Source organism: Micromonospora sp. NPDC051006 (assembly GCF_044456245.1).
In the GTDB taxonomy this organism is placed as follows: Bacteria; Actinomycetota; Actinomycetes; order Mycobacteriales; family Micromonosporaceae; genus Micromonospora.
On record NZ_JBITFP010000023.1, the window covers coordinates 85,606 to 100,163 of the forward strand.

Consider the following 14,558-nt stretch of genomic DNA (forward strand, 5'->3'; position numbering starts at 1 on the left):
GTGCGCCGCGTACCGCGAACCTGCCGCTGCCGACCCTATGGGACGAGGAGGCCGCGGTGCCTGTCACGTACACCACGACCTCCTCGTCTACGTTTCCTGCCCACGGGCGCCGAGGCGCCCGGTGACGGCTCAGGCCTGGCCGACCTCGAACCGCTCGAAGCGGGTGACCTCGATGCCGGCCTCGGCCAGCACCTGCTTCACCGACTTCTTGTTGTCGGTGACCGACGCCTGCTCGACCAGGACGAAGTCCTTGAAGAACGAGTTCACCCGGCCCTCGACGATCTTCGGCAGGGCCGCCTCGGGCTTGTTCTCCTCGCGGGCGGTCTGCTCGGCGATGCGCCGCTCGGACTCGACGATCTCGGCCGGCACCTCGTCACGGGTGAGGTACTTCGGCCGCATCGCGGCGATCTGCATGGCGACACCACGAGCGTCGGCGTCGCCGGCCTCGTCGGTCTTGCCGGTGTACTGCACCAGCACGCCGACCGCCGGGGGCAGGTCCTGGGCCTTGCGGTGCAGGTAGACGGCGGTGGTGCCGTCGAGCTTGACGAAGCGGTTGAGCACCAGCTTCTCGCCGATCTTGGCGGACTGCTCCTGGATCAGGTCGGCCACCGGCCGGCCGTCCAGCTCGCTGGCGAGCAGCTCCTCGGCGTTGGTGACGCCGGAACGCTCGCCGTGCTCGACCAGCTGCTGGGCCAGGGCGATGAACGACTCGGTCTTGGCCACGAAGTCGGTCTCGCAGTTGAGCTCGAGCAGCGCCTGGCCGGAGTGCGCCACCAGGCCGTTCGCGGCGGTCCGGCTGGCCCGCTTGCCGACGTCCTTGGCGCCCTTGACGCGCAGAATCTCGACGGCCTTGTCGAAGTCGCCCTCGGCCTCGGTCAGCGCCTTCTTGCTGTCCATCATGCCGGCGCCGGTGAGGTCGCGGAGCTTCTTGACGTCCGCGGCGGTGAATTGGGACATGGCTCTCTCTTCGATGTTGAGACGGCGTGTGGATGGTCAGAGGTGCCGGTTACCCGGATCCGGGCCGGATGTGCCGACCCGTCCGTCGCTGTCCCGCGTCCGCCGAAACGGACGGCGGGACAGCGACGGTGCGATCACTCCGCGGCGGCGGCCGCCGGCTGGGCGGCCGGCTGCTCCTGCTGCTGGGCGGCCGGCTGCTCCTGCTCGTCGGCCTTCTTCGGCTCCTCGAGCAGCTCGCGCTCCCACTCGGGCAGCGGCTCGTCGGAGGCGACGCCCGGCTCCGGCTTCTCGTCGGTGCCACGGCGCCGGCCGGAACGGGCGATCAGACCATCGGCCACGGCGGCGGCGACGACCTTGGTCAGCAGCTCGGCCGAGCGGATCGCGTCGTCGTTGCCCGGGATCGGGAAGTCGACCTCGTCCGGGTCGCAGTTGGTGTCGAGCACCGCGATCACCGGGATGCCCAGCTTGCGGGCCTCGTCGACGGCGATGTGCTCCTTCTTGGTGTCGACCACCCAGATCGCAGCCGGGAGCTTCTGCATGTCCCGCAGGCCGCCCAGGGTGCGGGTCAGCTTGATCTTCTCGCGGGAGAGCTGCAGGGTCTCCTTCTTGGTGTAGCCGGCGGCGGTGCCGCTCAGGTCACCGAGAGCCTCCAGCTCCTTCATCCGCTGCAGCCGCTTGTACACGGTCTGGAAGTTGGTCAGCATGCCACCGAGCCAGCGGTGGTTCACGTACGGCTGGCCGACCCGCGTCGCCTGCTCGGAGATCGCCTCCTGGGCCTGCTTCTTGGTGCCGACGAAGAGGATGCTGCCGCCCTCGGCGACGGTGCCGCGCACGAACTCGTACGCCTTCTCGATGTAGTCGAGGGTCTGGCGCAGGTCGATGATGTAGATACCGTTGCGCTCGGTGAAGATGAAGCGCTTCATCTTCGGGTTCCAGCGCCGGGTCTGGTGCCCGAAGTGGACACCGCTCTCCAGCAGCTGACGCATGGTCACGACGGCCATGGTGGGGTACTCCTTGCGGTCCCTGGTTGTCGCGCCCGGCCGGCGGCCGGGCGTCCTGGCGCCCGGTCGCCGGCCATGGCGGGCCCGATCAAGATCGGGACCAGGGAGGCCGTCGCCCCACGACGGCTCGTGGAGAGGGCGCGCGAGGTCGACCGCACGAGGCGGTCGCCAGTCGACCAGTGTACGCCCCTCCCCCGCCCGCCGGCCTCCGGGTGCGCCGCGCCCACCAGGGCGGCCGACCAGCCGGCCGGTAGGGCGACCGGCGCGCGTCAGCCGGCGGCGAGCGCGGCGGCGACGAAGAGCACGAGGGCGACGGTCAGGTAGGCCGTCGGCGGGCGCAACCAGCCCCGGCCGCCGTCGGCCAGGGACAATCCACCGGTACGCAGCCCGTACAGCCCGATCGCGAAGATCGGCAGCCCGGCGACCAGGAAGGTCCCCGCCACAACGTTCCCGGCCGAGACCGGGTCCCCGGTCACGCCGCTGGCCAGCAGCCGCAGCGCGGGGATCTCGAAGACCAGGGCGAGCAGCGCGAAGAGCACCGCCAGCACTGGCCGGCGGGTCCGGTAGACCCCGTCGCCGGCGGGCTGGCGTACCCCGTCCGGCGCGGCGCCCGGCAGATACGGCGGCAGGTCGGCGCGCGGCCCGATCGGCTGCATCGGCCCGGTCGGCATCTCCAGCGGGTGCGGCTGCTCACCGCCCCGGCCGGGGTCGACGATCGGATAGCCGGCGAGCGGGGCGGTCCGGGGCGGCTCGACCCCGGCGGATTCGGGCTCCCGGGCGGCGGCCGGCGGCTCGAGGGCGACCGGCTCCGTCACCTCCCGGGCGGCACGGCGGCCGGCCCGCCCGGCGGCCAGGTCGCCGGTGGCGTCCGCCCGGTCCGGTTCGGCACGGCGACCGGCGCGCGAGAGAGTCAGGTCGCCGGGCACCTCAGCCGGGTCCGGTTCGGCGCGGCGGCCGGTGCGCGCGAGAGTCGGGTCGCCGGAGACCCCCGGCGAGTCGTTCTCGGTGCGCCGAGCCCGGTTGACCCGGTATCCGGTGGGATCCTGCCGGTCGTCCCCGGCCGGGCGCACCGCCCCGAAGCGTCCCGAGTCGTCCTCGGTGCCGAACCCTCCCGGCTCAGCCCGACGTCGGGCGTCCCGCTCGGCCACGCCGAACCCGGCGTCGACGGCGGCGAACCGGCCCGAGTCGTTCTCGGCGACGCCGAAACCCCCGTCGACCGCGGCGAAGCGGCCCGAGTCGGCCTCCGCGACGCCGAACCGGCCGGGCTCGGCGTCGGCCGCGCCGAAGCGCGCCGGCTCGCGGTAGCCGGGGGTGTCGGCGTAACGGGGATCGTCGCCGGCGGCACGCTGCTCCGGGGGCCGGAACTCCTCGTCCCGCGGGCGCGCGTCGTCCGTGCCGCGCCAGTCCGGCTCGTAGCCGCGTTCGCGCTCACCGGGGTACCAGCGCGACTCCTGGTCGTCGGGGAAGCTCCGTCGTCCGTCCACGTCCGGCACCGTATGCGACCGGCCCGACCGACGCCATTCGACCCCGACGCCGCACCGCCTCCGATTCCGCCGGTCGGCCCAGGTGACATAGCACGCGGCCGGCATGATCGTCCGGTCGTCCACAGCCGGGGCGCCGTCCACAGCCCGGCCGGTCCAGGGTCGCTCCGAGCGGCCGGAGCAGGGCAGCGTGCCGGCCATGACGAAGCGGAACCAGGCGGTCGGCGCGTACGGCGAGCGGTGCGCCGTCCGACACCTGATCGGGGCGGGGCTGCGGCCGGTCGCCCGGAACTGGCGCTGCCCGGCCGGAGAGATCGACATCATCGCCTGGGACGGGCCGGTGCTCGTGTTCTGCGAGGTGAAGACCCGTTGGGGCGGCGAGTTCGGCAGCCCGGCCGAGGCCGTCGTACCGGCCAAGGCCCGGCGGCTGCCCAACGCCGGCCCGGCCCAGGTGGAGCAGCTCAAAGGCGCGTTCTGAGATGCCCGGGCGGACGGCATCCGTCGGCCTGGCCCGGACAGGCAGCGCGCGATGAGCTACGCGAAGGTGCTCTGCGTCGGGCTGGTCGGGGTCACCGGGCACCTGGTGGAGGTGGAGGCCGACCTGGCCCCCGGGTTGCCCGCGGTGGTGATCTCCGGCCTGCCGGACACCGCGCTGCACGAGGCCCGGGACCAGGTCTGCGCCGCCGTGGTCAACTCCGGCCAGCGCTGGCCGAACCGGCGGATCACGCTCAACCTGCTCCCGGCCACACTGCCGAAGTTCGGTTCGGCGTTTGACGCAGCGGTAGTCAAGCAGTGCCATACTCAGCGCCATGGCGCGAGCCGCTATCTATGTCCGCATCAGCCGCGACCGGGAGGGCGGCGGGCTGGGCGTGGCTCGGCAGGAGGAAGACTGCCGAGAGCTGGCCGCGAGGCATGGGCTGACGGTTGCGCAGCTCTACAGCGACAACGACCTATCCGCGTACAGCGGCAAAGCCCGCCCCTCGTACCGACGGATGCTCGACGACATCGCCGCCGCCCGCATCGACGCCGTCCTCGCCTGGCACACCGACCGGCTGCACCGCTCGCCCACCGAGCTGGAGGAGTACATCTCCGCGTGCGAGCCGCGCGGTGTCCCGACGTACACCGTCAAGTCCGGCCCGCTGGACTTCAGCACGCCGAGCGGCCGCATGATGGCGCGCCAGCTGGGCGCGGTCGCCCGGTACGAAGTTGAGCACCAGGTCGAGCGGCAGCAGCGCGCCAAACAGCAAGCGGCGGCAGACGGCAAGTGGTCGGGTGGCCGCCGGCCATATGGGTACGAGGCGGACGGCGTCACCCCGCGAGCCGATGAGGCGCGCGTGGTCGCCGAAGCCACCGACGCGATTCTGTCCGGTGCCAGCCTGCGGGCGCTGGCGGCCGAGTTGAACGCCCGAGGCCTGCTGACGTCGACGGGCCGGAGGTGGAACGCCACCGAGCTACGGAAGGTGCTGCTGCGCGCCCGCAACGCCGGGCTGCGCGAGCACCGCGGTGACATAGTCGGGCCGGCCGCGTGGCCGCCGCTGGTCGACGAGGACCGCTGGCGGGCGGTGGTGGGCGTGCTGACCCACCCGGGTCGGCGCACGCAGTGGTCTTCGGCCCGGCGGTGGCTGCTCTCCGGCCTGGCGCTGTGCGGCGTGTGTGGCACGCCGGTCCGGGCCACCCTGATGTCGACGACAGCCCGGTCGGTGCCGTCGTACACCTGCAAGGCGACGCGCTGCGTCGGCCGCAACGCCGTCGAGCTCGACGGGTACGTCTCGACCATCGTCGTTGAGCGGCTGTCCCGGCCAGACCTGGCGACGCTGCTCGCCAGCCACCAGCGGCCCCACACCGCCGGCCTCAGTTTGAATGCCACGGCGCTGCGGGAACGCCTAGACGGCCTCGCGGCAGCGTACGCCGACGGCGCGATCGACGTCCGGCAGCTGAGGCAGGGCTCCGAACGGCTACGGGCGCGGCTGGCCGAGGTGGAGCACGACCTGGCGGACGCGGGCCGAGGTGACGCTCTCTCCGGGCTGGTCGCCGTGGCGGACCCAGCAAAGGCATGGGAGGCGCTCGACCTTCACCGGCGGCGCGCTGTGGTCGACACCCTGATGACAGTCACGATCCACCGGACCCAGAAGGGCCGCCCGCCGGGGTGGACGCCCGGCAGGTCGTACTTCGATCCGTCTTCCGTCGAGATCGCTTGGAAAGCCTGAACCTGCGGCGTCCGTTGAATGTAGTGGATCTTTCCTGAGGTCGGCCGTATGCGGCCGAGGCGGCGATGACCTTGTCCTCGTAGCCGCCTGCGGACGTCGAGCACCTCCGGGCCGAACCGGTCCCACGCGGCGTCGGGGGTACGCCTCTGCGCCGCCCAACCGGGTGCCGGCCGACCCCGCCGTCGACAACTGACGATCCCCCGACGGCGGCCCCCGGGACCGGGCGCCCGTAGGCTTGCGCCGTGCCAGCCGACAGCGGGTCCGCGCCGTCCGGGCGGTCCTGCCCGCCGGGGCCGGTGGGGCGGCGATGAGCCGCGACGCCGGCGGCACCCGGGCCGCCCACCAGGCGCTCCCGCCCGCGCTTCGCGAGGCGGTCGACGAGTTCGCCGATCACCTGTCCCGGGTCAGCAACCGCTCCACCCACACGGTGCGGGCGTACGTCACCGACCTGGTCTCGCTGCTCGACCACGCCACCCGGATGGGCTGTGCGGACGTCGCCGGCGTGGACCTGACCGTGTTGCGCAGCTGGCTGGCGCGGCAGCGGACGAGCGGAGCGGCCCGGAGCTCACTGGCCCGGCGAGCCGCCTCCGCCCGGGTGTTCAGTGCCTGGGCACATCGCCGCGGCCTGCTGCCGACCGACGTGGGCGCGGCGCTGGCCAGCCCTCGTGCCCACCGGGAGCTGCCCGGCGTCCTCCGGGCCGAGCAGGCCGCCGCCCTGGTCGAGGCCCCCGGCCGACTCCCCGCGGCGCGCGTCGACCAGCTGCCGGCCGACGAGTCGCTAGCACCGCCCGGCGCCGCTCCCGATGGACGGCCCGACCAGGGCAACGGGACTGGCGGCGGGGCGGGAGAGCTGCCCGGCACGGCGGAGCCGGTGCTACTGCGGGACCGGGCGCTGCTGGAGCTGCTCTACGGCACCGGCGTCCGGGTCAGCGAGGCGTGCGGGCTGAACCGCGCGGACGTCGATCACGCCCGGCGGGTGGTCCGGGTGTTCGGCAAGGGCGGGCGGGAGCGGACGGTGCCGTACGGGGTGCCTGCGCAGCGCGCGCTGGACGAGTGGATACGCCAGGGCCGGCCGGCGCTGGCCGGAGCGCAGTCGGGGGACGCGCTGCTCCTCGGCGCCCGTGGCGGCCGGCTCAACCCGACCACCGCGCGCCGGATCGTCAGCGGCTACGCCGAGGCCGCCGGCCTGCCACCGACCAGCCCGCACGGCCTGCGCCACTCGGCCGCCACCCACCTGCTCGAGGGCGGCGCTGACCTGCGTGCGGTGCAGGAGCTGCTCGGCCACTCATCGCTGGCGAGCACCCAGATCTACACGCACGTCTCGGTCGAGCGGCTGCGCGCGGCGTACCGCCAGGCCCATCCGCGCGCCTGACCCCGCCGGGGCACCGCCCGCCCGAACCGGCGGACGATGATCGACCGACAGTTACGATCATCGCGTGAGCGTCCCGCAGCCACCGGAGCCGATTCCGGGTGCCCGCCTGCTCTTCTCTCTCGACCCGGCGGTCAGCCACCTCAACCACGGCTCGTTCGGCGCGGTACCGCTCGGCGTCCAGCGGGCCCAGCAGCGGCTGCGCGACGAGATGGAAGCCAACCCGCTGCGCTTCTTCACCCAGGGGCTGGTCGACCGGGTCGCGCACACCCGCCGGCACCTGGCCGCCTTCCTCGGCGCGGACCCGGACGGCACCGCGCTGGTCGCCAACGCCACCACCGGGGTCGCGGTGGTGCTCCAGTCGCTGGGCCTGCGCCCCGGCGACGAGGTGCTCAGCACCGACCACGGCTACGGCGCGGTCAGCTTCTCCGTCCAGCGGGAATGCCGCCGCACCGGGGCCGAGAGCCGGGTGCTGCCGGTGCCGCTGACCGCCGGCGCCGAGGAGATCGTGGAGACGATCCGGGCCGGGCTGCGCCCGGGCCGGACCCGACTGCTCGTCATCGACCAGCTCACCTCCGCCACCGCCAAGGTCTTTCCCGCCGCCGCCATCGTCGGCGTGGCCCACGAGCACGGGGTGCCGGTCCTGGTCGACGCGGCGCACGTGCCCGGCATGCTGCCGACCACCGTGGCGAGCGTCGGCGCCGACTTCTGGGTGGGCAACCTGCACAAGTGGGGGTACGCGCCGCGCGGCACCGCCGCGTTGGTGGTGGCGCCGTCGTGGCGGGACCGGATCGAGCCGCTGGTGGTCTCCTGGGAGCAGGACACCGGCTTTCCGGCCCGGGTGGAGTGGCAGGCGACCCTCGACTACACGTCCTGGCTGGCCGCCCCGGCAGGGCTGTTCACCCTGCGTAGCCTCGGCGTCGACCGGGTCCGGGCGCACAACGCCGCGCTGGCGGCGTACGGCCAGCGGGTGGTGGGCGACGCGCTCGGCGTGGCGCCGGCCGACCTGCCCGACCCCGGCGGACCCGAGGTCGCCATGCGGATCATCCCGCTGCCGCCCGGTCTGGCCACCACCATCGACGGGGCGCGAGGGTTGCAGCAGCGGATCGCCGAGCGGCTCGCCACCGAGGTGGCGGTGATGACGTGGAACGGCCGGGGCTGGCTCCGCCTCTGCGGGCAGGTCTACAACGCCCCGGACGAGTACGAGCGGCTCGCGGTGCGGCTGCCTCCGCTGCTCGCCCAGCGCTGACCGACCGGCGGACCGCCACGACGCCCTGACGAGCGGCGACCGGAGAGGCCACGGCGGGGTCTGAGGTCGGGCCGTCGACCGGCAGCAACCGGACCGGGCCGAGCCCCAGCAGCGTCAGCGGGTCCAGGTACTGCTCGCCGCGGCGCAGCCCCCAGTGCAGGCAGGCGGCGGCCGGGCAGCCCGGATGGCCGGCGAGCAGGAGACCCAGCGGGGTGCCGGCGCGGACCGACGTCCCGCCGGCGACCGCCGGGTCCACCGGCTCGTAGGTGGTGCGCAGCCCGTTGGCGTGCCCGACGGTGACCACCGGCCGCCCGGCCACCGGGCCGGCGAAGAGCACGGTGCCGGGCCCGGCGGCGCGGACCGTGCTGCCCGCCACGGCGGCGAGGTCGACGCCCCGGTGCCCGGGCAGCCACCGCTGTGGCGGCGGATCGAAGGGGCGCACCGGTCGCGGCGCACCGTCGACCGGCCAGCGGAACCGACTGGCCACGCCCCCGGATACGGCCGGTTCCGGCTCCCGCGCGGCCTCGGTCGGGCCGGCGGACCGGCTCGGGCCGGCGGCGGCCGGCAACGCGGCGAGAAGCACCGCCACGCAGAGCTGGACCGCGAGCCAGACCGGGACGACGACGCAGAGCAGCAGGGTACGGCGGATGTCGCTCGGTGGCGGTGGCATGACGGGCAGCCTGCCGGGCGACACCGACCCGCGCCACGACGCCGGACGCCGGCTGTGGATGACGGGTGCCCTGTGGACAGTCGCCGTACGGCCGGTTGATCTGCTAAGCGGCGGCCAACCATCGCAGCCACCGCGCCTGGCTCGGACAACGCCGGGCCGGCGCTCCCGCACGGCCAGCCGCCGCCATCGGGCGGGGACGGGCCCACCTCGTGCCCGCCAGCGGTACCGGGCGGGTGGCCCACTGCCCTGCCCGGGCGGCACACCCTAGGCTGGACGGCGGGCACGGTGGCGCCGCCGCCGTCGGGACCGGGGAGATCACATGACGACCGTGGACGACCTGAGCCGACCGACCGTGACCGAGGTGAGCGGGCCGTCCCGGCTCGCCGAGCCCGACGAGGGGATCAGCGCCGAGGAACTGGGCCTGGCCGCGCGCAACCACGGCATCCCGCTGGAGGCGCTGCGCTACGACGTCACCCCGGCCGGGCTGCACTATCTGTTGATCCACTACGACATCCCGGAGCTGGACCCGGAGACGCACGCGCTGACCGTCGACGGCGCGGTGGACCGGCCCCGCACCTTCGGCCTGGCCGACCTGCGAGAGCGCCCCCGGGTCACCCGGCGGGTCACCCTGGAGTGCGCCGGCAACGGCCGGGCGCTGCTGCACCCGCGCCCGGTGAGCCAGCCCTGGTTGGTGGAGGCGGTGGGGAACGCGGAGTGGACCGGGACCCCGCTGGCCCCGCTGCTGCGCGAGGCCGGCATCGCCCCCGAGGCGGTCGACGTGGTCTTCACCGGTGCCGACCACGGCGTCGAGCGGGGAGTCGAGCAGGACTACCAGCGGGCGCTGCCGGTCGCCGACGCGCTGCGCGAGGAGGTGCTGCTGGCGTACGAGATGAACGGCGCGCCCCTGCTGCCGCAGCACGGCGCCCCGCTGCGGCTGATCGTGCCCGGCTGGTACGGGATGGCGCACGTCAAGTGGCTCCGCTCGATCAGCGTCGTCACCGAGGCGTTCCAGGGCTACCAGAACGCGGTCGCGTACCGGGTGCGGCAGGACGCCGACGACCCTGGCGTGCCGGTGACCCGGATCGAGCCGCGCGCGCTGGTCCGGCCGCCCGGCTTCCCCGACTTCATGTCCCGGTCCCGGGTGGTCCGGCCGGGACAGTGCACGATGGACGGCCGGGCCTGGTCGGGTCACGCTCCGATCGTCTCGGTCGAGGTGACCACGGACGGCGGCGTCAGCTGGGCACCGGCCACTCTGGACGAGCCGGCTGGCGGGGAGTTCTCCTGGCGGCGCTGGCGCTACGAGTGGGACGCGCGGCCGGGCCGGTACGTCCTCGGTGCGCGGGCGACCGACGCGTCGGGCCGCACCCAGCCGGTGGAGCAGCCGTGGAACCGGGGCGGCTTCGCCAACAACCTGGTCCAGCGGGTCGAGGTGGCCGTCATCGCGGAGTGACGGGTGGCGGCACGCGCGCCGCCGATGTGGTGGCGACCGGCCGGAGACCGCGGGCGGGTGGGGACGCCGACTGCGGTGGTGGGCCGGCGCGACCGCCGGGGCGAAGCGGCCGTCAGCCGCCGAAGCCGGAGTCGGCGGGGAGCGAGATGTCGGGCTTCTCCAGCTCCTCGACGTTGACGTCCTTGAAGGTCATCACCCGGACGTTCTTCACGAACCGGGCAGGACGGTACATGTCCCACACCCAGGCGTCGTGCATCTCGACCTCGAAGTAGACCTCGCCGTCGGAGTTGCGTACGTGCAGGTCGACCTGGTTGGCCAGGTAGAAGCGGCGCTCGGTCTCCACCACGTAGGAGAATTGGCGGACAATGTCGCGGTACTCCCGGTAGAGCTGCAGCTCCATCTCGGTCTCGTACTTCTCGAGATCTTCCGCGCTCATCGCTCTCCGCCTTCCATGACCACATCTTCCCCCACCGGCAGCGGCGGCCGAGGCTGCTCGCCCAACGCCACGCCGACGGTACTCCCTGGCGCGCAAGAGCGCTCCATCGGCTCGTCCGGGCCACCGGGCGACCCGGTCTGGCCGTCGCCGAACAGCCCCGCCGAGCCGTCGCCGAAGAGCGTCTCCGGGGCGTCTCCGGCGGGCGCCCGGCCGGCCGCCAGGACGGGCCGACGGGACCGCGGTGGCCGGCCGTCACGGCCCGACACACTTGCCACGTTCACGTACGAGAACCGGTGCTCCCGACACGGCCCGTGCTCCCGCAGCGCGGCGGTGTGCTCGGGCGTGATGTAGCCCTTGTGCTCGGCGAAGCCGTACGCCGGGAACGTCCCGTCCAGCTCCACCATGAGCCGGTCCCGGGTGACCTTGGCCAGCACGCTGGCCGCCGCGACGCAGGCGGCCACCCGGTCGCCCTTCCAGACCGCCAGGCCGGGCACATCCAGCCCGTCCACGCCGAAGCCGTCGGTGAGCACGTAGTCCGGCCGGGTGTCGAGCGAGGCCAGGGCCCGGCGCATCGCGGCGAGGTTGCAGACGTGCAGCCCCCGCGCGTCGACCTCCTCGGCCGGGATCACCACCACGGCGTACGCCAGGGCCCGGTCGACCACCTCGTCGTAGATCCGCTCCCGGCTGGCCGGGGTGAGCAGCTTGGAGTCGGCGAGCCCCTCGATCTCCCCGCGCCGCCCCTCGGGCAGCACCGCGGCGGCGGCGACCAGCGGCCCGGCGCAGGCGCCCCGACCTGCCTCGTCGGCGCCGGCGACGTTGCGGAACCCACGCCGCTGCAACGCCCGCTCCAGCGCGTAGAGCCCGGCCTCCCGGCGCACGACGGTGCGCGGCGGGGTCAGCACCCGGCACCTCCCTCGCCGGCCACGCCAGCCGGTCCCTCGGCGGCCGGAGCATCGGCGGCCGGAGCAGCCACGGTCGGACCAGCCGCGGCGGGCAGCGCCCGGGCCAGCACGGCGGGCAGGTCGACGGGGTAGTAGCGCTCGCCGCTCGCCGCCAGATCCGCGGCCGGCCACCAGCGGTGGCCGGTGACGCTGGCCTGCTCGACGTCGTCGAAGCCCGCGGTGTCCACCTCCCAGGACGGCACCCGGACCAGGAAGAACTCCTGCACCTGCCGGTACCACACGCCGTCGAACGGGTACTCGACCGTCTCCCGCCAGACCGGCTCACCCAGCTCGGCGGGGGTCAGCCGCAGCCCGGTCTCCTCGGCCAACTCCCGGGCCGCACCGGCGGCCGGCGACTCACCCGGATCCAGCCCGCCACCCGGAGTGAACCAGTAGCGGTGCTCGGGACGGGCCGGGTCGAACCCGGCGAAGAGCAGCACCCGGCCGTCCGCGTCGACGAGCAGCACCCGCGCCGCGCGTCGAGGGGTGTAGACACGATCGCCGTCGCTCACAGCTGCCGGGCTCGCAAGCTCACTCCTCGCGCTCACGGCGTCGCTGTTGCTCGCGACTGCGGGGCTCGCAAGCTCACTCCTCGCGCTCACGTTCACCGCACCAGCCTGCCAGACCGGGGGCCGATCGCCCACGCCCGCCCGGTGCCGCTAGGGGTTCGGGATGCCGTCGTACTGTTCCGGCACGCTCAGCCAGGTGGCCCGGCTCACCGGCCAGAAGACGGTGAAGGCCCGCCCCACCACCTCGTCCACGGGGATGGTGGCGCTGGTGATGTTCTGCCCGGACTGCTGCCAGTGCTCCAGCGAGTCGCCGGAGGCCGAGCGGTGGTCGCCCATCACCCAGAGCCGCCCCTTCGGCACGGTGATGTCGAACTCCTGGTCGGCCGGCTTGTCCCGCACGCCGTCCATGGAGAAGATGTACGGCTCGTCGAGCGGTTGTCCGTTGATCACCAACCGCTCCTGCGGGTCGCAGCAGACCACGTGGTCCCCGCCGACGCCGATCACCCTCTTGATGAAGTCCTCGCCGTCGGGGTTGCCGCTCCACTCGGTCGGCGCCTTGAAGACGACGACCTCGCCGCGGTGCGGCGACCGGAAATCGTAGACCAGCTTGTTGACCAGCACCCGATCGTCGATCTGGAGGGTGTTCTCCATCGACGGGGAGGGGATGAAGAAGGTCTGCAGGACGAAGGCGCGCACCAGCACCGCGACCAGAATCGCCACACCCAGCAGGATCGGCAGCTCCTTCCAGAAGGAGCTACGCGGTTTGTCGGTCTGCTCGTCAATCACGCCAAGGAGCCTACGTTGCCCGACTGGACGTCACCGTCCGGAACGCGCGAGAACGGGCCAGCGCGGCCGTGAGCGGCAGAAGAAGCAGCACGCCACCCTCCGGGGTCGGTCTGGCCGGGGCCGGGGCGGCCGGTGCCGCGACGCCCGGCCCGGAGACGTTGTCGAAGGTCTCCGGCACCGGTAGCGAGCTCCACCGTGACGACGGCCAGACCACCGTGAAGGCCCGACCGACCACGTTGTCGATCGGCACCGGCCCCTGGCAGCGGGCGTCCTGGGAGACCAGCCGGTGGTCACCCATCACGAAGATCTGACCGGGTGGGACCACCACCTCGTCGAAGCGGCGTGACCGGCACTCCCGGGGGTTCGGCGGGACGTCGAGGGGGGAGTTCTCCAGGACGTACGGCTCGTCCAGCGGCGTGCCGTTGACCGTCACGCGACCCTGCTCGTCGCAGCACTTCACCCGGTCGCCGGGCAGGCCGATCACCCGCTTGATGAAGTCCTTCTCGCCGGGGCGGCTCACCCCGACCAGGTCACCGACGGTCCGGCCGAGCTTGCCCACGAAGCCCGGCTCGGGCTGCTCGTCGACCTGGGGCGCCCACCGGTCGGTGCCCCGGAAGACCACCACCTCGCCGCGCACCGGATCCCGTACGTCGTAGACGACCTTGTTGACCAGTACCCGGTCGCCGACGAGGAGGGTGTCCTCCATCGAGCCGGAAGGGATGAAGAACGCCTGGAGCAGGAAGGTGCGGATCAGCACGGCGAGGCAGAACGCGACCACCAGCAGCAGCGGAAGCTCCTGCCAGAGCGGCATCTGCCGGCGGTTGCGGCGCACCCGCCGGCGCCACGGGTCGACGGTGCCGTCCTCGTCAACCGTCTGCGCCACGCCACTCCCCGATCAGCAGAAACGACACCGCCGCCCGGGAGCCTCGGTGAGGCCCCCCGGGCGGCGGTGGACAGCTCCCCGCGGCGTCGCGGGGTGAGTGCCAGGCTGCGCCCGTGCCGACCAGGGTAGTGCGGACCGGTCGGTACGGCATATGCGCAGCTCGGGCGGCGTGGCGAGCGGGAAGTCAGCTGGGCTGCTTCTCCCGCTTCTCCTTGATCTTGGCCTTCTTGCCGCGCAGCTCACGGAGGTAGTAGAGCTTGGCGCGACGCACGTCACCGCGGGTCACGATCTCGATCCGGTCGATGCCCGGGCCGTTGAGCGGGTAGGTCCGCTCGACACCGACGCCGAAGCTGATCTTGCGGACGGTGAAGGTCTCGCGCAGCCCGTCACCCTGGCGGCGGATGACGACGCCCTGGAAGATCTGCACACGGGACCGGTTGCCCTCGACGACTCGCGCGTGCACCTTCACGGTGTCACCGGCGCGGAAGTCGGGAAGGTCGACCCGCTTCGACTGGGCGTCAAGGGCGTCCAGGATGTTCATCGCTGCGTCCTCGTAAGGCTCACGGCGCATCGTCAGTCGATGCGCGGATGGGTGATTCTGATCCCCGGGTGGCGGTCG

14 protein-coding genes and 2 pseudogenes are annotated in these 14,558 nt (G+C 73.6%); 6 read left to right on the top strand and 10 right to left on the bottom strand.

Translation table 11 applies throughout. The features are described 5' to 3' along the window. Positions 1-129 precede the first annotated feature (129 nt). From tsf to ACIBBA_RS27120, 3 genes are all read right to left on the bottom strand, one after another. Positions 130-957, bottom strand: a complete 828-nt coding sequence (gene tsf, locus ACIBBA_RS27110; RefSeq protein WP_350869695.1) for a translation elongation factor Ts — start codon at positions 955-957, stop codon at positions 130-132. A 134-nt stretch (positions 958-1,091) separates the two neighbouring features. After that, positions 1,092-1,958 (bottom strand): 30S ribosomal protein S2, encoded by an 867-nt coding sequence (gene rpsB, locus ACIBBA_RS27115; RefSeq protein ID WP_396700745.1) that lies wholly within the window; start codon positions 1,956-1,958, stop codon positions 1,092-1,094. Positions 1,959-2,227: 269 nt separating this feature from the next. Then, the gene (locus tag ACIBBA_RS27120) at positions 2,228-3,442 is read right to left on the bottom strand and encodes a hypothetical protein (RefSeq protein WP_396700747.1); all 1,215 of its coding nucleotides are present in this window, start codon (positions 3,440-3,442) and stop codon (positions 2,228-2,230) included. Positions 3,443-3,638: 196 nt separating this feature from the next. Between ACIBBA_RS27120 and ACIBBA_RS27125 the strand changes: the two genes are divergently transcribed. The 5 genes and pseudogenes from ACIBBA_RS27125 (at position 3,639) to ACIBBA_RS27145 (ending at position 8,264) form a co-directional block, all read left to right on the top strand. Then, entirely contained in the window at positions 3,639-3,917 is a 279-nt protein-coding gene (locus tag ACIBBA_RS27125; RefSeq protein ID WP_396700749.1) for a YraN family protein, read from the top strand. 51 nt (positions 3,918-3,968) lie between these two features. Beyond that, positions 3,969-4,223: pseudogene (locus ACIBBA_RS27130) on the top strand (magnesium chelatase domain-containing protein); the annotation flags it as partial. Between the two features lie 25 nt (positions 4,224-4,248). After that, positions 4,249-5,646, top strand: coding sequence for a recombinase family protein (locus tag ACIBBA_RS27135; protein WP_396700751.1), 1,398 nt, complete (start codon positions 4,249-4,251; stop codon positions 5,644-5,646). 307 nt (positions 5,647-5,953) lie between these two features. Next, the gene (locus ACIBBA_RS27140) at positions 5,954-7,018 is read left to right on the top strand and encodes a tyrosine recombinase XerC (RefSeq protein ID WP_396700753.1); all 1,065 of its coding nucleotides are present in this window, start codon (positions 5,954-5,956) and stop codon (positions 7,016-7,018) included. 64 nt (positions 7,019-7,082) lie between these two features. Next, positions 7,083-8,264 (top strand): aminotransferase class V-fold PLP-dependent enzyme, encoded by a 1,182-nt coding sequence (locus tag ACIBBA_RS27145; protein ID WP_396700755.1) that lies wholly within the window; start codon positions 7,083-7,085, stop codon positions 8,262-8,264. A gap of 70 nt (positions 8,265-8,334) precedes the next feature. Here the strand turns inward: ACIBBA_RS27145 and ACIBBA_RS27150 are convergent. After that, positions 8,335-8,943, bottom strand: a pseudogene (locus ACIBBA_RS27150) (murein hydrolase activator EnvC family protein); the annotation flags it as partial. A gap of 310 nt (positions 8,944-9,253) precedes the next feature. Here ACIBBA_RS27150 and ACIBBA_RS27155 point away from each other — a divergent pair. After that, entirely contained in the window at positions 9,254-10,384 is a 1,131-nt protein-coding gene (locus tag ACIBBA_RS27155) for a sulfite oxidase (protein ID WP_396700757.1), read from the top strand. Between the two features lie 112 nt (positions 10,385-10,496). Here the strand turns inward: ACIBBA_RS27155 and ACIBBA_RS27160 are convergent, their stop codons facing one another. The 6 genes from ACIBBA_RS27160 to rplS all read right to left on the bottom strand — a co-directional run bounded on the left by ACIBBA_RS27160 (position 10,497) and on the right by rplS (position 14,480). Beyond that, a complete protein-coding gene (locus ACIBBA_RS27160) occupies positions 10,497-10,820 on the bottom strand; it encodes a DUF2469 domain-containing protein (protein WP_007075222.1) in 324 nt (107 codons plus the stop codon). Beyond that, positions 10,817-11,722: a ribonuclease HII gene (locus tag ACIBBA_RS27165; RefSeq protein WP_396700759.1), complete on the bottom strand. Its 906-nt coding sequence runs from the start codon at positions 11,720-11,722 to the stop codon at positions 10,817-10,819. Before ACIBBA_RS27165 ends, ACIBBA_RS27160 begins: the two co-directional genes overlap by 4 nt. Further along, on the bottom strand, positions 11,716-12,273 hold the full coding sequence (locus ACIBBA_RS27170) for an NUDIX hydrolase (protein WP_396700761.1): 558 nt from the start codon (positions 12,271-12,273) through the stop codon (positions 11,716-11,718). Before ACIBBA_RS27170 ends, ACIBBA_RS27165 begins: the two co-directional genes overlap by 7 nt. Positions 12,274-12,420: 147 nt before the next feature. Continuing rightward, on the bottom strand, positions 12,421-13,056 hold the full coding sequence (gene lepB / locus ACIBBA_RS27175) for a signal peptidase I (RefSeq protein WP_350869676.1): 636 nt from the start codon (positions 13,054-13,056) through the stop codon (positions 12,421-12,423). A gap of 10 nt (positions 13,057-13,066) precedes the next feature. Continuing rightward, positions 13,067-13,939 carry a signal peptidase I gene (gene lepB, locus ACIBBA_RS27180; protein ID WP_350869674.1) on the bottom strand — a complete coding sequence of 291 codons (873 nt, stop codon included), beginning with the start codon at positions 13,937-13,939 and terminating at the stop codon, positions 13,067-13,069. A 184-nt stretch (positions 13,940-14,123) separates the two neighbouring features. After that, positions 14,124-14,480, bottom strand: a complete 357-nt coding sequence (gene rplS / locus ACIBBA_RS27185; RefSeq protein WP_350869958.1) for a 50S ribosomal protein L19 — start codon at positions 14,478-14,480, stop codon at positions 14,124-14,126. Between the last annotated feature and the right edge of the window lie 78 nt (positions 14,481-14,558).